This window comes from Bacillus sp. FSL H8-0545 (assembly GCF_038006105.1).
GTDB classification, from domain to species: domain Bacteria; phylum Bacillota; class Bacilli; order Bacillales; family Bacillaceae_G; genus Bacillus_A; species Bacillus_A cereus_U.
Map to the genome: position 1 here is coordinate 20,013 of NZ_JBBOUO010000003.1, position 22,323 is coordinate 42,335.

The following is a 22,323-nucleotide window of genomic DNA, read 5'->3' on the forward strand; positions in this document are numbered from 1 at the left end:
AGATATACACACTGAATTTATTACACACCTTGATATGCTTGTTTATATACTTCTCTTAATTCTGAAATCAATGGCAGTTTCGGATTTGCTGGTGTACATTGATCTTCAAATGCTCTTTCTGATAAAACATCCACAACATTTTCAAATGCTTCTTGTTTTACCCCTTGTCCTGCAATGCTCATATTAATATTTAATTCTTTCCCAAGACTGATAATTGCTTGTACAAGTGATTCCACACCCTCTTCTACGGTACTCGCTGGCAATCCCAGTGCTCTTGCAATATCTGCATAACGTTCATCTGCTACAAAGTGCTCATATTTTGGGAACAATGCATGTTTTCTCGGTTTAATAGCATTATATCGAATTACATGCGGCATTAAGATCGCGTTAGCGCGTCCATGCGGAATGTGAAATTCTGGTCCAAGCTTATGTGCCAAACTATGATTAATACCAAGAAATGCATTTGCAAACGCCATACCTGCAATTGCAGAAGCATTATGCATTTTCTCACGTGCCTTTTCATCATTTCCATCTTTATATGCTCTCGGTAAATATTTAAATACGAGATCAATTGCTTTTAAAGCCAACCCATCTGTATAGTCATTTGCCAAAATAGACACGTATGCTTCAATCGCATGTGTTAGCACATCCATTCCAGTGTCCGCTGTTACATGAGGTGGCACTGTCATGACAAACTGTGGATCGATAATCGCTACATCTGGTGTTAATTCATAATCAGCAAGTGGATATTTTATATTATTTTTTTTATCTGTAATAACTGCAAATGGTGTCACTTCTGACCCTGTTCCCGACGTTGTTGGAATCGCAACAAATTGTGCTTTTTGCCCTAGTGTTGGAAATTTACATGTACGTTTTCTAATATCTAAAAACTTTTGTTTTATTCCAAAGAATTTTGTTTCTGGATATTCATAGAATAGCCACATTCCTTTTGCTGCATCCATCGCTGAACCTCCGCCCAATGCAATAATTACATCAGGTTTGAAACTTCTCATCATCTCAGCGCCCTTGAAAACTGTTTCATCTGATGGGTCTGGTTCTACCTCTGAGAAAACACCTACTTTTACATCATTTAAATGTTGTTGTAAGTAATGTGTAACTGTATCTACATATCCTAGTTCTACCATTCCTGGATCCGTTACAATGAATGCTCGTGAAATGTTTGGCATCTTAGCTAAATATTGTGTCGCATGTTTTTCAAAAAAAACCTTAGGCGGTAATTTGAACCATTGCATATTATTTTTTCTATTCGCCAAACGCTTTACATTTATTAAATGTGTAGCTGTTACGTTTTGTGAAACAGAATTCTTACCGTATGATCCACACCCTAATGTTAAAGATGGAATAAATGCGTTATATATATCACCAATTCCACCTTGTGATGACGGTGAATTTACAATAAGACGACAAGCTTTCATTCGTAAACCAAATTGTTTTTGTACTTCTTTATTTGTGGAATGGATAACCGCTGAATGCCCTAAGCCACCCATATTTAACATTTCCTCACAGTATTTAAATCCTTCTTCTCGTGAATTTGCTTTGATACAAGCTAATACTGGGCTTAATTTTTCACGCGATAGTGGATATTCTGCACCCACTCCCTTAATTTCAGCTACAAGTATTTTTGTATCTTCTGGTACCTTAATGCCTACTAATGATGCAATATAATGTGCTGATTTCCCAACGATATCACTATTTACTGCACAAGTATCTTCATTAATGACAAGCTTCTCTAATTTTTTTCTCTCTTCTTCTGTAACAAAATAACAATTGTTGTCTTGCATTTCTTTCTTTACACCATTATAGATTTCTTTATCTACAATAATCGCTTGCTCAGAAGCACAAATCATACCATTATCAAATGTTTTTGATAAGATTAAATCATTTACAGCGCGTTTTACATGTGCCGATTTCTCTAAATAACAAGGTACATTCCCAGGCCCTACTCCTAAAGCCGGTTTCCCAGTAGAATATGCTGATTTCACCATTCCAGCACCTCCGGTTGCAAGAACAAGTGCAACCCCCTCATGGTTCATTAATCTTTTTGTTGCCTCAACAGAAGGTTTTTCGATCCATTGAATGCAATTTTCTGGTGCCCCTGCCTTAATTGCTGCATCACGTAAAACTTTAGCCGCTGCAACAGAGCATTGCTGCGCAGATGGATGGAAAGCAAAAATGATTGGGTTTCTTGTTTTCATTGCAATTATTGCTTTAAACATAGTAGTTGAGGTAGGATTAGTTACTGGTGTCACACCAGCAACTACACCCACTGGTTCGGCAATTTCAATAACTTCTTCATGTGGATCTTCATGGATAATCCCTACAGTCTTATCTTTTTTTATGCTATGCCAAATATATTCAGTCGCAAATATATTTTTTGTACATTTATCCTCATACACACCTCGGCCAGTTTCCTCAACCGCCATTTTTGCCAATGGCATATGTTGATCTAATCCAGATAGTGCCATTTCATGAACAATATGATCTACGTGCTCTTGAGTATAAGATTCCAGCGCTTTTAGTGCTTCTTTTCCATTTCCAACTAAAGTATTAACAATTTCCTGTACTTCTTTTCCATCTTCAATTACTACATTGACCATTGCTTGTACTTCTTTTTCATCTGTCTTGTTTGTCATATTAAAGCCTCCAGATCACTATAAAAATAGATTTAAAATGTTGGAACTTATTATTTTCCTCTTGCATATTAAGTAAAAGCTTAAATAATGTGAAGTATTTCACAAATAATAATGTGAAGTTTTTAACTACTCTTACTATACATGAAATAACTAATTTTTTTTGTGTATTATTTGTGAAACATTTCACAAATAATACAATAATTCTAATCAACAATTACTTATTTACACAATCAATGTATACAATTACATTGTCAGTTGTATTATTTCTCAATTCAATGTATACCTTAGCATTGAGATACAATATTTGTTGATGCCTTAATATCTCGATTTCATTATCAATTATAGCCATTATTTCACCAAAAACTACATACATACATATATCCTTGTTCAACTGTTTTGGTATGACAACACTACCTGATGGGTTAATAAAAAAAAATGTTGGACATGTATTTTCAGTTTTATTAATAATTGTTTTGAACACTTCATCATTTAATCCCATAGGTGTTACATTTTTTAATTGCATAAATATCACTCCTTTTCATTTATAAAAAATTAAATAAAGTATAATCTATTTTTATAAACTTGTAGCTATGATCTCGACTTTGCCTATAAGTTTATAACGGTTCTGGTGCAAAAACTATAAGGCTCATGTGACGAATCTTCGAAACTTGGACATACTGATACTAGTACTTTAAAAAAGGACGTGATTAGTATGGAAAAGCAAAACTTATTCAAGTGGAAACACTATCAGCCTGAACTCATCTTATTAATAGTAAGATGGTACCTGCGGTACAATTTAAGCTTTCGTAACCTGGTGGAAATGATGGAAGAACGAGGAGTATCAATCGCTCACACAACCATTATGCGTTGGGTTCATCAATATGGGCCTCAATCAGAAGAGAAAGTACGATATCATCTTAAATCAACAAATGACTCATGGAGAGTTGATGAAACCTATATCAAAGTAAAAGGTCAATGGATGTATTTATATCGTGCTGTAGATTCCGAAGGGAACACCATTGATTTTTTTCTTAGTAAATCAAGAGATAAACAAGCAGCCAAGCGCTTTTTCAAGAAAGCCTTGGCTTTTTCGTATGTTTCTAAACCTCGTGTGATAACATTAGATAAGAACCCCGCTTATCCTGTAGCAATTCGAGCGTTGAAAGAAGAAAAGCATATGCCTGAAGGCATAGAGCTAAGACAAGTTAGATATCTCAATAACATAGTGGAACAAGATCATCGTTTTATTAAGAAACGTGTGCGTTCTATGTTAGGGTTCAAGTCTTTTGGCACAGCTACATCCATTCTTGCAGGAGTGGAAGCTATGCATATGATTAAAAAAGAACAGATTAATTTACGGGATCTGGACTTATCCCCGTCAAGTAGACAACTGTAAAAAAGACTATGCAGCCATCGAAATTCGATATTCGATCGGAGCTCGATGATTGAGTCGCTTTTGGAATCGTTTGTAGTTATAATGATAGATGTATGTTACCACGGAGGATTAAGTAAAGGAAATATTAATGATCAGATTCAAAAAGTAATTTCATATTAAATTTCTAGAACCTTCTTCAACTATCTGGCGCTTTAATGGAGCAACGAAAAAAGCCTAATTTCTCAATTTTAATGAGAAATTGGGCTTTTTATATTTACTTATAGTGCAAAATAGCGCTTAAAATAGGTGCAAAATAACTCCTAAAGTGACATTCAGCGATACAAGTAATATTGGACCAAATCGCAAAATCTTTACAGCAAGGAGAAAAAGTACAGTTGCTTGGTTTTTGAGGACATTCGAAGTCCAGGAACTTGCAGAGCGCAACGGTCGTAACCCCAAAAAAGGAGAAGCGATGACGATTCTTTCTTCAAAATTACCAGCTATTAAAACAGGCTAAGAACTTAAATATATGATAAAGTAAAAAAGTATTTCCCTACATATTAGGAGAATACTTTTTTTAAGGAACTTTAAAACTCACACATACCCTATACAGTAAAGGAAGTTTGGTACATGCAATTTTCTATAGATGCGATTCGTAATTTCCTCATACAAGATATGGAATCTTATCGTGAAATGATCCTACAAGAAAATGATTATGATAATATGAAATGGAGTTACACTACATTCATTGATATGAATAATTACCTAAAGAAAACAAATATGGATCAAGAGGAAATTCAAGAGTTATTATCGGTGAGCCGTGAAGGGATCTCTTTTGGTTCGGTAACAACACGTGATATGCTCTTTATACATTCTCTTACTAGTCCAAATCGATGTTTGGAACTAGTAGAAACCTTTGAACTACCCCCACTTTCACTTCGTTTAGAAGTGGGGGATTCCTAAGTAAAGAGTTCTATCGAACTCTAATTTATTAGGCTATCTCCGCAGTCCTTGCGGTTAGAAGCCTTATCGCTTCATTCTTTAGATTGATACTTGCGTTAATATCTCTATCATGATGTGTACTACAAGAAGGGCAATCCCATTTACGTAGGTTTAGATTTTTAACGTCTTTGTTTTGATATCCACAACAAGAACATAATTGGCTTGAAGCAAATGTTTTCGATACGACAATGACTTGTTTACCGTACCATGTTGCTTTATATTCCAACATGGTTCGAAACTGTGACCATGATACCTCACTAATCGCTTTTGCTAACTTATGATTCTTTAACATATTCGATACTTGCAAATCTTCTATACCGATAACATCGTGGTTTTTGATGATTTCAGTTGAGATTTTGTCCAAGTAATCTTTTCTAGCGTTTGTCATGTATTCATGAATTCTAGCAACCTTTATTCGTTGTTTATTCCAGCGAGAAGATCCTTTCGTTCTTCTAGAAAGAACACGCTGTACTTTGGCTAACTTCTCTTCTAATGATCGAAAAAACTTCGGGTTTTTATAGGTTTTTCCATCTGACAAAATGGCAAAATCTTTTAGTCCTACATCAATTCCAATGTAAGAATGTGTTTTCGGAAGTTCTTGCACTTCTGCTTCTACTAACAATGACGCAAAGTATCTGCCAGAAGGGTTCCGTCTAACCGTAGCATTTAAAATACGTCCATTTACTTCACGACTTTTGGCAAATCGAACAAGACCTAGTTTCGGCAATTTAATTTTGTTCCCTACAACGGCAATGTTTTCATTTGTTTGTTTTGTGGTGTAAGATTGTACATTGTTCTTCTTAGATTTGAAACGCGGAGCACTGTTTTATTTTTTGAAAAAACGTGTATAAGCATCCGCAAGGTTGCGAACAGACGACTGAATAGCAATGCTATCTACTTCTTTTAACCAAACAAACTCTTTCTTCATGGCAGGAAGTTTGGCAGAGCATGTACCATATGTCAAACCGTTTCCTGTTTCTTTGTATGCGTTATCCCATAGAGATAGGAAATGATTGAATACAAAACGAGAACAACCAATCGTTTTATTGATTAGCGTTGCTTGTGCTTTATTTGGATATATACGAAATTTATATGCTTTATTGATAATCATTCGTTTCACCTCCAGTTCGACATGTGTCTATTATACAACAAACATACATTCGATAGGTAGTGAAGTGATAATGACAAATTACCCAGTAACACTTTACATATGTCGAACAATTAAGATGGCTTCATGCCACCCCTTGTCCGAAGCCAATTCATCTCCCACCTACTCACTGGGCTGCGACCCTTCACGTTCCTTGAGGAAGGAGTCTTCTTGGATAAAATGATAAAAACGAAGTCTTGGGAAAGACTTCGTTTTTTCAACGCGCAATGAATTACAGAAATTATTAATAGTTTCATATTATTCGACCATTCTCAATGCAGTTCTTTAAGTTTAAAAACCTTGCTTTAGAACCGAAATACTCTCTTTTTAATGTAGTTAAAAACTTTCATATTTTCGTTAGTTTGATAGCACTAGGGATAGTCTCCCTATTAATATTCAAATGGTAGGTCAGAAAAAACCTGTCCTTTCTCCTCTTCATGACCTTCACCACATAATATCGCAGCCGGTATAATTAATCCTTCCGTTAACGAAAGCTCTATCATTTCTTCTTTACTTTGCATATTTTCCACCTCGCATATCATAAAATATCATATTAAGATGGAATGGTTTGTCTAATCGTGTCGAAAAAACAGAAGAATATATTTCATCAAATTTTTTCTGTAAATTTAAATTTACAGTCTATTTCTGGTTATTTGTGACGGATAATGTGTGTCATTACTGAACTAATAAGGATTACCGTACATTCCCATCAAGCTAAAATTTTGATGTCCCCCCAAAGGGGTACGGAAACAATTATGGGTTTCAAAGGCCAATCTGGAATTAAATACCACGCTTCAATTCTGATAAGGGTTCTGGTGCAAATACTTAGGAAAGATATAAAGAGGCGAAAAGTTTCCTAGTGGAATCTAGTCTTAAGCAACAATTCCAAATAGTTGATGGATAAACTTCACTTGATTTTGGACAGACTTGTCCAGTAAAATAAGTTGCCCTTTTTTTACCATATGCATAGCTTCTATTCCAAAAATAATGGATGTAGCTGTGCGAAAGGATTTCATTCCTAACATCGAACGAACTCGCTTTTTAATAAATCGATGATCTTGTTCCACTATGTTATTGAGATATTTCACTTGCCTTAGTTGGATGCCTAATGGCATCTTTTTTTCTTTTCTCAATTCTTCAACTGCTATAGGATAAGCTGGATTCTTATCGACTGTCACGACACGAGGCTCAGAAATATGAAAAGACTGCAAAGCTTTCTTGAAGAATCGCTTTGCAGCCTTGTGGTTTCTTGCTTTGCTTAGGTAAAAATCGATGGTATTTCCTTTCGAATCGACAGCACGATACAGGTACATCCATTGACTTTTTACTTTGATATATGTTTCATCGACTCTCCAAGAGTCATTGGTTTGCTTGAGATGACGACGGATTCTTTTGTCTAATTCAGGACCATACTGATGAACCCAACGCATAATCGTTGTATGGGCAACGGATAAGCCCCGTTCCTCCATCATTTCCACCAAATCACGAAAGCTCAGGTTGTACCGTAGGTACCATCTTACTGTTTGCAAAATAATATCATGATGATAATGCTTCCACTTGAATGAATTTCGCTTTTCCATACTGATCACGCACCTTTTTTAGAGTAATAGTATCAGTATGTCCAAGATTTAGAGATTACTTGCAATTATCTTGAAGTTTTCGCACCAGAACCTTTTGTTCTGACTGTGCTAATAATGCTGAAATAGATTTTTTTCGAAATAGATTCATATAGTTACCTCATCTCATGGTTGTTTTAATATTCCGAAAAATTACATCGTTTTGTCGTATAATGTCGAATCCTTGTAGTTCACATTTTTATTCAAATAAATATTTTAAGTATCACTTTATTTCTTTTCGCTCAATCCATTTGTTCCAAATATATGCCTTTAAGGGAAATACTTATATCCCTATGAAATCAAGGTTTGTTGCGGTTATAAATTCCTTAGCGTACCATTTTCTCAAAATGATATGGTGACCCCAAATCGTCTTTGATAATCTATTGTGTATATCTGTATGCATCCTCTATATAAATCATAGAGATTGTTTGCATGTTGACTTTGGTTTTATGTACAATATAGGTAAAGATATAGTCTGAAACAGGAAGAGGAAAACCATGTCCAATTCATTAGTAAATTTACGTATCGATTTTGCATTTAAGCAGTTATTTGGCACAAATGGGAATGAAGATATTTTAGTTGCTTTTTTAAATGCCATTTTAAAAGATTCTTTAGAATCACCTATTGTTTCCCTACAATTAGAAGATCCACATTTACATCGAGAATATGAAGAAGATAAATTATCAATTTTAGATATTTCGGCTACATTAAATACAGGAACAAAGGTAAATGTAGAAATACAGTTGAATAACAATCACGATATGATTAAACGAAGCTTGTATTATTGGGGAAGGTTATACACCTCTCAATTGCAAAAAGGAATGCCTTATAGCTCACTTCATAAAACGATTACCATTAACTTGTTAAACTTTGTGATGTTTCCAGAATATGAAGCGTTTCATACAACAGGAATCCTTTGGAATCAGCAACAACAAAAGTTATTAAGTGACGATATAGAAGTTCATATTGTAGAGATTCCAAAGTTACTACAGCAATGGCGCGAAGAGAAAGTTAATCCGTGGGAAGATTCGTTTGTTCGTTGGTTATTATTATTACCAGCGAATGAAGATGAGTATCTCACACAAACATTGGAGGACATTGCCATGAACCAAGATCCGATTTTACAAAAAGCAATGAATAAGTGGGAACGTATGAGTCAAGATTCATCTTTCCGTCAAGCATATGAAGCAAGAGAAAAGGCTTTAATGGATGAGGCTGCAAAGTTTGCTCATGCTCGTAATGAGGGGAAAAAGGAAGGAATTCAAGAAGGGGTTCAGCAAGGGGTTCAGCAAGGAAAAATACAGATGATTAAAGGTATGCATGAACTTGGTGTACCACTTGAAACGATTGCTAAAGCCAGTAAATTAGGCATAGATGAGATTGAACGTATTTTAGAACAAAAATAATCAGCAACAAAAAAAGAACCTATTAATTGGGTTCTTTTTTTGAGCTATTTGTCAACTCGGGGTACGGAAATGATTCCGGGTATGAGGGGCCAAGCTGGAAAAATATTCAATAATAATGTACCTTTGAAATAAAGTCGTACTGTTTATAAAAAAGATGTACCGTTTTAAAGAAAGTTATACCGCTTATAAAAAAGTTGCACCGCTTTATCCCTTTGTATAAAGGGATATTTTTTGTGCGTATTATTAATGGTTCTGGTGCAAACACTCCAAAACGCTTGTAAGTAACCTCCTAAACTTGGACATACTGATACTAGTACTCTGAAAAAGGATGTGATTGGTATGGAAAAGCAAAATCTATTCAAGTGGAAACATTATCAACCTGATATTATTTTATTAACCGTGAGATGGTACCTACGGTACAACCTCAGTTTTCGTAATTTAGTCGAAATGATGGAAGAACGTGGGTTATCCCTTGCTCATACAACTATCATGCGATGGGTTCATCAATATGGTCCTGAATTAGATAAGCGAGTACGACGTCATCTTAAATCAACCAATGATTCTTGGCGAGTCGATGAGACGTATGTGAAAGTCAAAGGTCAATGGATGTACCTATATCGTGCTGTTGATTCAAAAGGAAATACAATTGATTTTTATTTAAGCAAAACAAGAGATCATAGGGCTGCAAAGCGTTTTTTCAAGAAAGCTTTGCAGTCTTTTCATGTTTCAAAGCCCCGTGTGATAACAGTAGACAAAAACCCGGCCTATCCTATAGTGATTGAAGAGTTGAAGAAAGAGAAAAAAATGCCTGTAGACATCCAAATAAGGCAGGTAAAATACCTTAATAACATTGTAGAGCAAGATCATCGCTTTATTAAAAAGAGAGTTCGTTCAATGTTAGGATTGAAGTCTTTTCGTACAGCTACATCCATTCTTTCAGGAATAGAAGCGATGCATATCATTAAAAAAGGCCAACTTATTTTACGGGACAAGTCTGTCCAAAATGAAATAAAGTTTATTCATCAACTATTCGGAATGGCTGCATAAGAATAGATTCCATTAGGAATCTATATACCTCTTTCGAATAAATGAAATCTTTGCACCAGAACCCAAATATTGAATAATGTTTTCTATCAGATTTATAGGGGGATGTGGTTTTATTGTGGGAAGAAGTGTGTTTCAAAAGGTGTACCTTTTGAAGTGTTAAGGTATGAAATGATTTAAGGTTTGGAAAAATATTTTTATAATTTAATATTAGAATTCATTAGAGCCATGTTCAGTTTAACTTCGGTAAATGTGTTTTAGAATTTATTATGAGAACGCGTTATTAAAAAAAGGGGGGCTGCTACAAATGTGGAGAAATATAGAAAATCATCGAAAGTGATTGCGCTTTGGGTTAACATAGTATTAAGGTAACTTTCCTAAGTAAGTATTTAAGGGGTGAATAATTTGAGTTTCACATATAAGAGACCGTTAATTTTTATAGTCCTACTGTATATTGTATTGATAGCTTTTAACTATGCAAATCATAATCAATTTAATTGGTTTGAAAACCTTATAAAAACACTATTTATAGTAGTGTTTTTTGAAATTATGATGTGGTTATTTTCTTCAAAAAAAACAACCTCTAGAAAATAAGAGGTTGTTTTTTATCACTCACCATGTTTTTCCAGTCCAGCCTTCTTCTTCATATAAACATGTACCAAAATACCATGCAAGTTGACCAGCTAAACTAACTAAATTACCTTTGACGCCTAATTTTATCATTTTTCTAGCTGCTAATTCATATTCTTTGTTAGTAATATTAGCAATAATAGAACCTAAAAAACCTACTGATAGAAATTCTTTGAAATTAGCTACAATTTTTCTTTCTATACATCTATCTACAGCTTCTGTTTCTTGTTTGAATGGATCCTCATAGCCAGGCGGTGTATTTACACGTTGGATTTCTTGTCTCAATTGTTCTAATTCTTCAGTTTTACCATATTTGTTTTCTATCATATCAATATCTACTACTCTTCCGTGTTTATCTTTAACTGCAGCCTCTTCCATAACAAACTTCAATTGAGCAGCTACTTCTTGTACTAATTTTTCTTCTTCACTATTAATCTCTTGAGCTTTGGAGATTCCAGCGAAAGGAGTTGTAAACAAAGCGAGTACGAGAGCCATTGATACAATATTTCTTAATATAGCCTTCATTTTTAATCCGGTTCTGGTGCAAACACTCCAAAACGCTTGTAAGTAACCTCCTAAACTTGGACATACTGATACTAGTACTCTGAAAAAGGATGTGATTGGTATGGAAAAGCAAAATCTATTCAAGTGGAAACATTATCAACCTGATATTATTTTATTAACCGTGAGATGGTACCTACGGTACAACCTCAGTTTTCGTAATTTAGTCGAAATGATGGAAGAACGTGGGTTATCCCTTGCTCATACAACTATCATGCGATGGGTTCATCAATATGGTCCTGAATTAGATAAGCGAGTACGACGTCATCTTAAATCAACCAATGATTCTTGGCGAGTCGATGAGACGTATGTGAAAGTCAAAGGTCAATGGATGTACCTATATCGTGCTGTTGATTCAAAAGGAAATACAATTGATTTTTATTTAAGCAAAACAAGAGATCATAGGGCTGCAAAGCGTTTTTTCAAGAAAGCTTTGCAGTCTTTTCATGTTTCAAAGCCCCGTGTGATAACAGTAGACAAAAACCCGGCCTATCCTATAGTGATTGAAGAGTTGAAGAAAGAGAAAAAAATGCCTGTAGACATCCAAATAAGGCAGGTAAAATACCTTAATAACATTGTAGAGCAAGATCATCGCTTTATTAAAAAGAGAGTTCGTTCAATGTTAGGATTGAAGTCTTTTCGTACAGCTACATCCATTCTTTCAGGAATAGAAGCGATGCATATCATTAAAAAAGGCCAACTTATTTTACGGGACAAGTCTGTCCAAAATGAAATAAAGTTTATTCATCAACTATTCGGAATGGCTGCATAAGAATAGATTCCATTAGGAATCTATATACCTCTTTCGAATAAATGAAATCTTTGCACCAGAACCAAAATAACAAAGTAATAAACCGATTACTAAAGATAAAAATGTATAACTTTTTAACATCTTTTTTATCATTTTAGCCAAGAAGACTCCTTCCTCAAGGAACGTGAAGGGTCGCAGCCCAGTGAGTAGGTGGGAGATGAATTGGCTTCGGACAAGGGGTGGCATGAAGCCATCTTAATTGTTCGACATATGTAAAGTGTTACTGGGTAATTTGTCATTATCACTTCACTACCTATCGAATGTATGTTTGTTGTATAATAGACACATGTCGAACTGGAGGTGAAACGAATGATTATCAATAAAGCATATAAATTTCGTATATATCCAAATAAAGCACAAGCAACGCTAATCAATAAAACGATTGGTTGTTCTCGTTTTGTATTCAATCATTTCCTATCTCTATGGGATAACGCATACACAGAAACAGGAAACGGTTTGACATATGGTACATGCTCTGCCAAACTTCCTGCCATGAAGAAAGAGTTTGTTTGGTTAAAAGAAGTAGATAGCATTGCTATTCAGTCGTCTGTTCGCAACCTTGCGGATGCTTATACACGTTTTTTCAAAAAACAAAACAGTGCTCCGCGTTTCAAATCTAAGAAGAACAATGTACAATCTTACACCACAAAACAAACAAATGAAAACATTGCCGTTGTAGGAAACAAAATTAAATTGCCGAAACTAGGTCTTGTTCGATTTGCCAAAAGTCGTGAAGTAAATGGACGTATTTTAAATGCTACGGTTAGACGGAACCCTTCTGGCAGATACTTTGCGTCATTGTTAGTAGAAACAGAAGTGCAAGAACTTCCGAAAACACATTCTTACATTGGAATTGATGTAGGACTAAAAGATTTTGCCATTTTGTCAGATGGAAAAACCTATAAAAACCCGAAGTTTTTTCGATCATTAGAAGAGAAGTTAGCCAAAGCACAGCGTGTTCTTTCTAGAAGAACGAAAGGATCTTCTCGCTGGAATAAACAACGAATAAAGGTTGCTAGAATTCATGAATACATGACAAACGCTAGAAAAGATTACTTGGACAAAATCTCAACTGAAATCATCAAAAACCACGATGTTATCGGTATAGAAGATTTGCAAGTATCGAATATGTTAAAGAATCATAAGTTAGCAAAAGCGATTAGTGAGGTATCATGGTCACAGTTTCGAACCATGTTGGAATATAAAGCAACATGGTACGGTAAACAAGTCATTGTCGTATCGAAAACATTTGCTTCAAGCCAATTATGTTCTTGTTGTGGATATCAAAACAAAGACGTTAAAAATCTAAACCTACGTAAATGGGATTGCCCTTCTTGTAGTACACATCATGATAGAGATATTAACGCAAGTATCAATCTAAAGAATGAAGCGATAAGGCTTCTAACCGCAAGGACTGCGGAGATAGCCTAATAAATTAGAGTTCGATAGAACTCTTTACTTAGGAATCCCCCACTTCTAAACGAAGTGAAAGTGGGGGTAGTTCAAGTCAAAGGATTGAAAATACCTTTTTGCTAATAAATGATAAAAATAGAGAAATTGAAATAATTGAGGATAACTTGATTATAAATTACTTTAATATAAGGGGCGGGATGATTGTAAATTGGCAAGGTGAAGATATCCCCGTGGATGAGCTATATGGGTTTCTCTATGATGATTCAAGAGAATTAAGAGAAGAAGCTCTAAAGCTCATGTGTAGGACATATTCCTCAAAAGAAAAAGAACTTCAGTTACTCCTTGACGAAATGATTGCTTTAAGGACACAAAAAGCAGAAAATGTGGGATTAAAAAACTATAGGGATTATATGTTTAAAAAATATGAACGATTCAATTACACGCATAAAGATTGTGAAAATCTAGGTGAATCAGTAAGAAAGTATGTGCTTCCATTAATTAATAAATTCCATATAGAAAGGAAAAATAAACTTCAACTAGATTGTCTGAAACCTTGGGATACAAGGGTTGATTGTAGTGAAAACAATATTTCCGTTCCTTATGAAAGTGTTTCGGAGATGATTAATAGGGTGAAGGAACTGTTAAATAATATATCGCCATCTTTTTCTGAATTGTTGAAAAGAATGAAAGAAACCAACTGTTTAGATTTAGAAAGCCGTATAGGTAAGGCTTCGGGGGGATTTTGTGAGTTTTTTCCATCATCCAAATCCTCATTTATTATGTTAAATTTAGTTAATACAAAAGATGATCTACCAATATTTCTTCATGAAATGGGACATTGTATACACCATGATTTAATGAGTGATATCGAATTAAGTGAATATAAACAGCTACCAATGGAAACAGCAGAACTCGCCGCAATGTCCATGGAACTTTTCACCTTAGAAAACTGGGCATCAATGTATAAAAATCAGGAAGAGTTTAAATACGTTAAAAAGGAACTATTTAAACAAATCCTTGAATTCATCCCTATTACTCTTGTAGTGGACCAGTTTCAACAATGGTTATATACAACTCCTGACCATACACATGAAGACAGGAAACTAACATTTCAGAGGATTCTAGAAAAATATGAGAGTGATAAAGTGAATTGGGAAGGCGTCGAGGAATGGAAAAAGCTTCAATGGTTAGATGTTATTCATCTATTTGAAACTCCATTTTATTATATTGAATATGCAATTGCACAGTTGGGTTCCTTACAGTTATACAGAAACTTTAAGAAGAATCCAAGGAAAACCATTAAACAATTTACCGAAGCGTTATCATTAGGATCTTCAAAGTCAGTAAGTGAGATTTATAGAGTCGCTGGAATAGAATTTAATATATCCGAACAAAATATTAAAGATTTAATGGAGTTTGTGGAGAATGAAATTAATTCTTTAGAGGTGGTTAATTAAAAACTTCTATAGGAAGTACAGGATTGGGCTTAAGTTAAATTCCCATTTGAAAATTAAATAATCTATTACAAATATTGATTTTCCATTAAGGGTGCTTTTCCGGAGTAACAAAAAAGTCCAATTTCTCAGCATTAAAATTGAGAAATTGGGCTTTTTTATATTTACTTATAGTGCAAAATAACACTAAAAATAGATGCAAAATAACTCCTAAAGTGACACTTTTTATATGAAAACAGCTTAATTTTAGATACTTTTTCATTCTTCTGAAACAGAAAAATTCGATTTTGTAAAAAGATCAAGAACATATTCCACTGATAATGTCCGATAAGTATCATTAGCGGACATCACAATACACAAAATGGTTATTTCATGTCCACTAACATACGAAATAGCCCGTAAAATGAATGTCCGCTAATACTTAACGTAAGTTTTGGTTCCATTGCTACACATACCCCACTATGAGGTTTCTTCTTTTGTTAGGTGACTATGTTTTTTCGAATAAACAAAGTATACAACTACTCCAATTGCTAACCAAATACCAAAGTATACCCATGTTATTAACGGTAAATTTAGCATTAAGAATAAACAACACACAATTGAAATAATCGGTAAAGTTGGTACAAGTGGTACCATAAATCCACGTTGTAATTTCGGATGTGTTTTACGAAGAATGATGACTGATACACCAACCATGGCAAATGTTAATAACGCTCCAATATTTGCTAAATTTGATAATTCTTTTAAATCGATAAAGCCAGCAATTAAAGCACTACCAATTCCTGTTAACCAAGTTGTAAATGTCGGCGCTTCTGTCTTCTGGTTAATTTTCGCAAAATATTCCGGCAATAATCCGTCACGACTCATCGCAAAGAATACACGTGTTGCTGCATAGATATAGGCAAAAATTACAGCCATAATACCAATTACAGCTCCAAATGCAATTACTCCTGCTACTTTATCTTGTCCAGCAACTTCTAATACATAAGCCATTGCTTCTGGTACATCTAATTCTTTATAAGAAACCATACCAGTCATAACAAGACAAACTACAACATAAATGATTGTACAAATAACTAACGAAGCAATAATACCAATCGGTAAATCACGTTGCGGATTTTTTACTTCTTCTGCTGAAGTTGCTAATGCATCAAAACCTAAGAAAGCAAAGAATACCGCTGCTCCCCCCGTGAAAACTCCACTTAAACCGTACGGTGCAAATGGTATCCAGTTTTCTGGTTTCACGTAGAATACACCAACAGCAATGAATAAAACAACAATACCAATTTTAATTAATACCATTATATTATTCACACGCTTACTTTCTTTCGTACCTCGTGATAATAACCAAGTTATAACTAACGTAACGAAAACTGCTGGTAAATTCACCATACCACCTTGCGACGGAATCGTTAACAGCGCTTTTGGAATTTCAAGTCCCAATCCACTTACTAAGTTGTGGAAGTAACCAGTCCATCCGCCAGCTACTGCGGCAGTCGTTACAACGTATACTGACAATAATGTCCATCCCATTAAATGAGCTACAAACTCACCAATCGTTACATATGAATATGTGTACACACTACCTGAAACAGGAAGTGTAGATGCAACCTCTGCATAACATAAAGCTGCAAATCCACAAACAATTGCTGCAATCATAAATGAAAAAATAACTGCTGGACCAGCATCTCTTGCTGCCACTAATCCAGTTAATACTAGAACTCCTGTACCAATTATCGCACCAATTCCTAGCATTGTTAGGTCAAATGCCCCTAGTGTTTTTGTCAAAGTCTTACTTTGGCTTTCTCCCAACAATTTCGAAACAGATTTTTTTCGTAATAAGTTGGCCAAAATACATGCCTCCTTTTATGAAAGAAGAGCTAAGATATCCTTCCTAGCTCTTCTTTCATAAAATCAATCTATGTTATAGGTTATCTAAACCTTTATTTCACTTCATTTGCAACAAAGAAATGCTCGCATACACTGGAAATGCGTTTTAAGTCTACATTTCCACCTGAAATAACTGCTACTACCTTTTTACCTTTTATATATTGATCAACTTTTCCTGCAAGAAGTGCAGCTGTAGCTAATGCGCCTGCCCCTTCTACGACAGCTTTGCCACGTTGTAGTAAATCTTTCATGGCTACCTCTAGTTCATCTTCTGATACCGTTACAATATCATCTACTAATTCTTTTACAATTTCAAAGGTTAAATTTCCTGGTATTTTAACCGCACATCCATCTGCTATTGTAGGCGCTTCATAGTGTGATACAATTTTTCCAACATCATAAGAAGCTTTCATTCCATGGACATTAGCAGCTTGAATACCAATAATATTAATTGACGGATTAAATGATTTCAGTGCAACTGCAATTCCTGAAATTATACCACCACCACCAATAGGTACAATTACAGTATCAACATCCCACATATCATCAAGAATATCTAAACCAATTGTTCCTTGACCCGCCATTACCTCTACATCATCATATGGATGTAAATATGTTTCACCTGTTTGCTGTATTATTTCTTCACATTTAGCCTTAGCATCATCAAAAGTGTCTCCATGTAAAATAATTTCAGAACCATATCCTTTAGTAGCGTCAACTTTAGCTTGTGGTGCAGAAGTTGGCATAACAATTTTACTTTTAATTCCAAGCAAATGAGAAGATAATGCAACACCTTGTGCATGATTCCCAGCTGAACAAGCAATTACACCGTTTGTTTTTTCTTCGTCTGTTAGATTTGAAATTTTATTAAATGCACCACGAAATTTAAATGATCCAGTTAACTGCATATTTTCCAACTTTAAATATATTTCTCCACCGGTTTTACTTGTCAAATAGAAAGATTTAACAAGCGGAGTCTTACGAACATTTCCAAAAAGAATTTGTTGAGCTTTTTTTATATCACCAATGTTAAGTGGTAAAGCTTTGTTAATCATATTAACACTTCTTTCAATGGTTTATAATCTAACTCTAATGTTGATCCTAAATTTTCATAGGTAATCGTACCTTTATAAATGTTTATACCAGATGCCAAAGCTGGTTTGTTGATAATTGCATTCTCTAATCCATCTTTAGCAATTGCTAATAAGTATTCAATATTACCATTTGCTAAAGCCATGGTCGAAGTACGTGGGGTAGCACCAGGCATATTTGGTACAGCATAATGAATTACATCATGCTTAATAAATACAGGGTTATCATGTGTTGTATAGTGATCAACTGTTTCAACTGTTCCACCCTGATCAATTGCAATATCAACAATAACACTACCAGGTTTCATAGATTGAACCATATATTCTTTTACAATTTTCGGTGGTCTAGCTCCTGGTATTAAGATAGTCGAAATAAATAAGTCTGCCTCTTTTATATGTTTTTCTAAGTTTTCAGTATTAGATTCAATAACTTGCACAGAATCATTCGCATATTTTTCTTTTATATAAGCAATTTGTGTGTTGTTTATTTCTAAAATTGTTACATGACAACCAATTCCAATTGCCATATCACATGCATTAATAGCTGCATTTCCTCCACCTAAAATGACAACATTTCCAGCAGAAATTCCCTCAATTCCTGATAATAAAATTCCTTCTCCTTGATGTTGTTTTTCTAGATAATAAGCTCCCATAAAGACTGCGCGACGACCAGCAATCGCACTCATTGGTTTTAATAGTGCTAAAACACCATCTTCACTAATTGTCTCTCCAGCAATTGCAGTAGTCCCTGCTTGTCTCATTGCTTCCACACATTCTTTAGAAGCTGCTAGATGTAAAAACCCCCAGACAATAAGGTCTTTTTTAAAGTAATGATATTCTGCAGGTAATGGTTCTTTTACTTTTACTACCATATCAACATCCCAAGCTTCTTCTTGCGTTACTAAACTTGCACCTGCATTTGTATATTCATCATTTGTATATCCAGAACCTAAACCAGCATCTTTCTGCACTAAAACTTGATGACCTTCTTTAACTAACTTTCTAACATTTTCAGGAGTCATCCCTACACGAGCTTCTCCTTTTTTTATCTCTTTTACTATTCCAATTTTCATTACTAACACGTCCTTTCAAAACGAGTTTATTTCTCAAACAATACCAGCGATTACGAGTGAGTAATATTAAACACAATATATTTATGGTGCCATATATGGTATTTTTTATCGCTTGATTGCCACTATACGATAGCAACATTCAAATTGTTATGTCAATTGATTGTGAAATAGTTCACAAAATATCTTTAATTTATAGGTTTAAAAAACCTATTGCAAAATAATGATTGAATCCTATTTTTTTGTATGCTAGACTTTGTCACGAATAGCATCTCTTCTGAATTTAAAGAAATTTTGGTTATACACTACAAGCTGGAAATTATATAAATTTATGTTGGATATAGATGTTCTTATCTGAATGTTTTATTAAAGATATAATTGCAGATAAACATGTGAAATGTTTCACAAAAGTATCTACAATTGTTCATTTTGCTATGTTATTTAATTTTCTATAATAAAGTTCAAAATTTCACTAGCAAAAATATTTTATAAACAAATAGGGAAGAGTATTTAAACAAAAATTTAAATTCATTAGAGAGTGTATCTATTCTTATAAAAGAGGAGTGATCACTTTGTCACAACAACTAAAAAAAGACATCGGTTTCTTTGCTGCTTTAACTACTGTAATTGGTACTGTTATAGGAGCTGGTGTTTTCTTCAAACCAACTGCTGTATATGGTGCAACTGGCACGGCAAGCTTAGGATTGCTTGCATGGATAATAGGTGGAATTTTAACTATATGTGCTGGATTAACTGCTGCTGAATTATCAGCAGCTATCCCAGAAACAGGTGGCATGATGGCCTATTTAAAACGTACTTATGGAAATCTAACAGCATTTCTATTAGGTTGGGCACAAACAGTCATTTACTTTCCAGCAAATATTGCAGCGCTTGCTATTATTTTTGGGACTCAAACTGTTAACCTGTTTGGACTAAATCCTAATGAAAATCAAATGCTTATAGTTGGAATTGCTATTATTACTGCAACTTTTGTAACCTTAATGAACTTTTTAGGTGCAAAAGCTGCTGGTGGAATTCAGATGGCTTCTACCATATGCAAATTACTCCCTTTAGGACTTCTTATTATTTTCGGGTTACTACATCAAGGCGATGTAACGTTTCAATTATTCCCAATTGAAGCTGGATCCGATAAGTCTTTTATTTCTGCACTTGGTTCTGCTTTATTAGCAACAATGTTTGCATATGATGGATGGATACATGTTGGGAATATTGCTGGAGAAATGAAAAATCCTAAAAAAGATTTACCTAAAGCTATTATTTTAGGTTTAACAATTGTTATGATTGTATATTTACTAATTAACATTGCATTTCTACTGGTCATGTCTGCAACTGCGCTCGCAGGTACTGATACACCAGCATCTGAAATAGCAACAATTCTCTTTGGTACAATGGGTGGTAAATTAGTTAGTATCGGTATCTTAATTTCTGTGTTTGGAACAATTAATGGATATATTATGACTGGAATGCGAATTCCCTATGCAATGGCCTTAGAGAATAAACTGCCTTTTAGTAAATGGTTTGCTACATTATCTAATAAAAGCAGAATTCCTTATAATTCTGGCATATTTATCTTATTAATTTCTGTAATTATGATGGTTGTTGGTGGGTTTAATACTTTAACAGATATGTTAGTGTTTGTTATATGGATATTCTATACAATGACATTTTTAGCTGTTTTCATTTTACGTAAGAGAGAGCCAGATCTTATACGTCCTTATAAAGTACCATTATATCCAGTTATACCAATAATCTCTTTATTTGGTGGGGCATTTATTGTGTTAAATACATTATTTACACAACCATTACTAGCATTATGTGGAATAGGGTTAACTGGTTTAGGTCTCCCAATATATTTTAAAATGCGCCATAAACATACTAATGTTAAAGTGGAGAATTAGTGGGTTAGTTGCACCTGAAATAAAATCAATTATTATTAAGTGAATTTAAGGTTATTATTAGTGTTCATAAAACTTTGGAAGAAGAAGAAAAATATAAATTTACAGTCGTTTTGGAAATTAGATAAGATTTAAATAAAAATTTAATTGGAATAGTCGTAAATCTATTTTGTAATTGGTAGAAAGTACACATTGGATTTTCAACTTCTTAAAAATTGAGGTTATCAGGTTGCATATGTTTTTATGAAAAATTTAATGAGAGCATTTGAATAATGTCATAGAGCAAGAGCATAGATGTGTAAAGCAATGTTTTGCCAATTTAGAAGGAATTCAAAAGTCTTTGTCATACTGCATGTTCCTTCAAAGAAATCCAAATAATCTATAACAAAAACGCAGTTTGCAATCAAACTGCGTTTTTTCAACATACAATGAATGGTTCTGGTGCAAATACTTAGGAAAGATATAAAGAGGCGAAAAGTTTCCTAGTGGAATCTAGTCTTAAGCAACAATTCCAAATAGTTGATGGATAAACTTCACTTGATTTTGGACAGACTTGTCCAGTAAAATAAGTTGCCCTTTTTTTACCATATGCATAGCTTCTATTCCAAAAATAATGGATGTAGCTGTGCGAAAGGATTTCATTCCTAACATCGAACGAACTCGCTTTTTAATAAATCGATGATCTTGTTCCACTATGTTATTGAGATATTTCACTTGCCTTAGTTGGATGCCTAATGGCATCTTTTTTTCTTTTCTCAATTCTTCAACTGCTATAGGATAAGCTGGATTCTTATCGACTGTCACGACACGAGGCTCAGAAATATGAAAAGACTGCAAAGCTTTCTTGAAGAATCGCTTTGCAGCCTTGTGGTTTCTTGCTTTGCTTAGGTAAAAATCGATGGTATTTCCTTTCGAATCGACAGCACGATACAGGTACATCCATTGACTTTTTACTTTGATATATGTTTCATCGACTCTCCAAGAGTCATTGGTTTGCTTGAGATGACGACGGATTCTTTTGTCTAATTCAGGACCATACTGATGAACCCAACGCATAATCGTTGTATGGGCAACGGATAAGCCCCGTTCCTCCATCATTTCCACCAAATCACGAAAGCTCAGGTTGTACCGTAGGTACCATCTTACTGTTTGCAAAATAATATCATGATGATAATGCTTCCACTTGAATGAATTTCGCTTTTCCATACTGATCACGCACCTTTTTTAGAGTAATAGTATCAGT

Annotated in this window: 19 protein-coding genes and 2 pseudogenes; 9 read left to right on the forward strand and 12 right to left on the reverse strand. The window is 34.4% G+C overall.

The genetic code is table 11. The features are described from left to right. Positions 1 to 20: 20 nt before the first annotated feature. Positions 21 to 2,618 carry a bifunctional acetaldehyde-CoA/alcohol dehydrogenase gene (adhE, locus tag MHI07_RS27955; RefSeq protein ID WP_374191614.1) on the reverse strand — a complete coding sequence of 866 codons (2,598 nt, stop codon included), beginning with the start codon at positions 2,616 to 2,618 and terminating at the stop codon, positions 21 to 23. Positions 2,619 to 2,868: 250 nt separating this feature from the next. Beyond that, entirely contained in the window at positions 2,869 to 3,177 is a 309-nt protein-coding gene (locus MHI07_RS27960) for a hypothetical protein (RefSeq protein ID WP_199710185.1), read from the reverse strand. 189 nt (positions 3,178 to 3,366) lie between these two features. Between MHI07_RS27960 and MHI07_RS27965 the strand changes: the two genes are divergently transcribed. Beyond that, on the forward strand, positions 3,367 to 4,050 hold the full coding sequence (locus MHI07_RS27965) for an IS6 family transposase (RefSeq protein ID WP_002193667.1): 684 nt from the start codon (positions 3,367 to 3,369) through the stop codon (positions 4,048 to 4,050). A gap of 6 nt (positions 4,051 to 4,056) precedes the next feature. Here the strand turns inward: MHI07_RS27965 and MHI07_RS29480 are convergent, their stop codons facing one another. Further along, the gene (locus tag MHI07_RS29480) at positions 4,057 to 4,152 is read right to left on the reverse strand and encodes an IS3 family transposase (protein WP_350200072.1); all 96 of its coding nucleotides are present in this window, start codon (positions 4,150 to 4,152) and stop codon (positions 4,057 to 4,059) included. A 202-nt stretch (positions 4,153 to 4,354) separates the two neighbouring features. Here MHI07_RS29480 and MHI07_RS27970 point away from each other — a divergent pair, with 202 nt between their 5' ends. Further along, positions 4,355 to 4,546, forward strand: a complete 192-nt coding sequence (locus tag MHI07_RS27970) for an HU family DNA-binding protein (protein ID WP_050551333.1) — start codon at positions 4,355 to 4,357, stop codon at positions 4,544 to 4,546. Positions 4,547 to 4,659: 113 nt separating this feature from the next. Next, positions 4,660 to 4,992, forward strand: coding sequence for a hypothetical protein (locus tag MHI07_RS27975; protein ID WP_340827166.1), 333 nt, complete (start codon positions 4,660 to 4,662; stop codon positions 4,990 to 4,992). Positions 4,993 to 5,020: 28 nt separating this feature from the next. Here the strand turns inward: MHI07_RS27975 and tnpB (MHI07_RS27980) are convergent. From tnpB (MHI07_RS27980) to MHI07_RS27990, 3 genes and pseudogenes are all read right to left on the reverse strand, one after another. Next, positions 5,021 to 6,142: pseudogene (gene tnpB, locus MHI07_RS27980) on the reverse strand (IS200/IS605 family element RNA-guided endonuclease TnpB). 425 nt (positions 6,143 to 6,567) lie between these two features. Then, entirely contained in the window at positions 6,568 to 6,699 is a 132-nt protein-coding gene (locus MHI07_RS27985) for a hypothetical protein (protein ID WP_257149419.1), read from the reverse strand. A gap of 351 nt (positions 6,700 to 7,050) precedes the next feature. After that, positions 7,051 to 7,758, reverse strand: a complete 708-nt coding sequence (locus tag MHI07_RS27990; RefSeq protein WP_340827168.1) for an IS6 family transposase — start codon at positions 7,756 to 7,758, stop codon at positions 7,051 to 7,053. Positions 7,759 to 8,291: 533 nt separating this feature from the next. On the opposite strand from MHI07_RS27990, the gene MHI07_RS27995 reads away from it, so the two are divergent. Then, positions 8,292 to 9,200, forward strand: a complete 909-nt coding sequence (locus tag MHI07_RS27995; RefSeq protein ID WP_002192079.1) for an Rpn family recombination-promoting nuclease/putative transposase — start codon at positions 8,292 to 8,294, stop codon at positions 9,198 to 9,200. 339 nt (positions 9,201 to 9,539) lie between these two features. Next, entirely contained in the window at positions 9,540 to 10,247 is a 708-nt protein-coding gene (locus tag MHI07_RS28000) for an IS6 family transposase (protein ID WP_340827169.1), read from the forward strand. A 609-nt stretch (positions 10,248 to 10,856) separates the two neighbouring features. Here the strand turns inward: MHI07_RS28000 and MHI07_RS28005 are convergent. Next, positions 10,857 to 11,399: a hypothetical protein gene (locus MHI07_RS28005; RefSeq protein WP_340827170.1), complete on the reverse strand. Its 543-nt coding sequence runs from the start codon at positions 11,397 to 11,399 to the stop codon at positions 10,857 to 10,859. Positions 11,400 to 11,499: 100 nt separating this feature from the next. Here MHI07_RS28005 and MHI07_RS28010 point away from each other — a divergent pair, with 100 nt between their 5' ends. Continuing rightward, positions 11,500 to 12,207, forward strand: a complete 708-nt coding sequence (locus MHI07_RS28010; RefSeq protein ID WP_340827169.1) for an IS6 family transposase — start codon at positions 11,500 to 11,502, stop codon at positions 12,205 to 12,207. A gap of 12 nt (positions 12,208 to 12,219) precedes the next feature. On the opposite strand, the gene MHI07_RS28015 is transcribed toward MHI07_RS28010, so the two are convergent. Next, the gene (locus tag MHI07_RS28015) at positions 12,220 to 12,348 is read right to left on the reverse strand and encodes a hypothetical protein (protein ID WP_340827172.1); all 129 of its coding nucleotides are present in this window, start codon (positions 12,346 to 12,348) and stop codon (positions 12,220 to 12,222) included. A gap of 207 nt (positions 12,349 to 12,555) precedes the next feature. Here MHI07_RS28015 and tnpB (MHI07_RS28020) point away from each other — a divergent pair, with 207 nt between their 5' ends. Then, on the forward strand, positions 12,556 to 13,677 hold the full coding sequence (gene tnpB / locus MHI07_RS28020) for an IS200/IS605 family element RNA-guided endonuclease TnpB (protein ID WP_340827173.1): 1,122 nt from the start codon (positions 12,556 to 12,558) through the stop codon (positions 13,675 to 13,677). A 77-nt stretch (positions 13,678 to 13,754) separates the two neighbouring features. Continuing rightward, positions 13,755 to 15,116: pseudogene (locus tag MHI07_RS28025) on the forward strand (M3 family oligoendopeptidase); the annotation flags it as partial. Positions 15,117 to 15,572: 456 nt separating this feature from the next. On the opposite strand, the gene MHI07_RS28030 reads toward MHI07_RS28025, so the two are convergent. The 3 genes from MHI07_RS28030 to ald all read right to left on the reverse strand — a co-directional run bounded on the left by MHI07_RS28030 (position 15,573) and on the right by ald (position 19,167). Further along, positions 15,573 to 16,964, reverse strand: a complete 1,392-nt coding sequence (locus MHI07_RS28030; protein ID WP_340827175.1) for an amino acid permease — start codon at positions 16,962 to 16,964, stop codon at positions 15,573 to 15,575. Between the two features lie 92 nt (positions 16,965 to 17,056). Continuing rightward, positions 17,057 to 18,058 carry a bifunctional threonine ammonia-lyase/L-serine ammonia-lyase TdcB gene (tdcB, locus tag MHI07_RS28035; RefSeq protein ID WP_199710629.1) on the reverse strand — a complete coding sequence of 334 codons (1,002 nt, stop codon included), beginning with the start codon at positions 18,056 to 18,058 and terminating at the stop codon, positions 17,057 to 17,059. Continuing rightward, positions 18,055 to 19,167 carry an alanine dehydrogenase gene (gene ald / locus MHI07_RS28040; protein WP_340827177.1) on the reverse strand — a complete coding sequence of 371 codons (1,113 nt, stop codon included), beginning with the start codon at positions 19,165 to 19,167 and terminating at the stop codon, positions 18,055 to 18,057. The genes tdcB and ald overlap by 4 nt, the downstream gene beginning before the upstream one ends. Before the next feature lie 569 nt (positions 19,168 to 19,736). Here ald and MHI07_RS28045 point away from each other — a divergent pair. Next, entirely contained in the window at positions 19,737 to 21,083 is a 1,347-nt protein-coding gene (locus tag MHI07_RS28045; RefSeq protein ID WP_199710633.1) for an amino acid permease, read from the forward strand. Positions 21,084 to 21,578: 495 nt separating this feature from the next. Here the strand turns inward: MHI07_RS28045 and MHI07_RS28050 are convergent, their stop codons facing one another. After that, positions 21,579 to 22,286 carry an IS6 family transposase gene (locus tag MHI07_RS28050; RefSeq protein WP_340827168.1) on the reverse strand — a complete coding sequence of 236 codons (708 nt, stop codon included), beginning with the start codon at positions 22,284 to 22,286 and terminating at the stop codon, positions 21,579 to 21,581. Positions 22,287 to 22,323: the final 37 nt, after the last annotated feature.

Bases quoted from the DNA above. Each gene is read 5' to 3' on its own strand.
- adhE (WP_374191614.1), bottom strand. From the start codon at position 2,618: ATGGTCAATGTAGTAATTGAAGATGGAAAAGAAGTACAGGAAATTGTT.
- MHI07_RS27960 (WP_199710185.1), bottom strand. From the start codon at position 3,177: ATGCAATTAAAAAATGTAACACCTATGGGATTAAATGATGAAGTGTTC.
- MHI07_RS27965 (WP_002193667.1), top strand. From the start codon at position 3,367: ATGGAAAAGCAAAACTTATTCAAGTGGAAACACTATCAGCCTGAACTC.
- MHI07_RS27975 (WP_340827166.1), top strand. From the start codon at position 4,660: ATGCAATTTTCTATAGATGCGATTCGTAATTTCCTCATACAAGATATG.
- MHI07_RS27985 (WP_257149419.1), bottom strand. From the start codon at position 6,699: ATGCAAAGTAAAGAAGAAATGATAGAGCTTTCGTTAACGGAAGGATTA.
- MHI07_RS27990 (WP_340827168.1), bottom strand. From the start codon at position 7,758: ATGGAAAAGCGAAATTCATTCAAGTGGAAGCATTATCATCATGATATT.
- MHI07_RS27995 (WP_002192079.1), top strand. From the start codon at position 8,292: ATGTCCAATTCATTAGTAAATTTACGTATCGATTTTGCATTTAAGCAG.
- MHI07_RS28000 (WP_340827169.1), top strand. From the start codon at position 9,540: ATGGAAAAGCAAAATCTATTCAAGTGGAAACATTATCAACCTGATATT.
- MHI07_RS28005 (WP_340827170.1), bottom strand. From the start codon at position 11,399: ATGAAGGCTATATTAAGAAATATTGTATCAATGGCTCTCGTACTCGCT.
- MHI07_RS28010 (WP_340827169.1), top strand. From the start codon at position 11,500: ATGGAAAAGCAAAATCTATTCAAGTGGAAACATTATCAACCTGATATT.
- tnpB (WP_340827173.1), top strand. From the start codon at position 12,556: ATGATTATCAATAAAGCATATAAATTTCGTATATATCCAAATAAAGCA.
- tdcB (WP_199710629.1), bottom strand. From the start codon at position 18,058: ATGATTAACAAAGCTTTACCACTTAACATTGGTGATATAAAAAAAGCT.
- ald (WP_340827177.1), bottom strand. From the start codon at position 19,167: ATGAAAATTGGAATAGTAAAAGAGATAAAAAAAGGAGAAGCTCGTGTA.
- MHI07_RS28050 (WP_340827168.1), bottom strand. From the start codon at position 22,286: ATGGAAAAGCGAAATTCATTCAAGTGGAAGCATTATCATCATGATATT.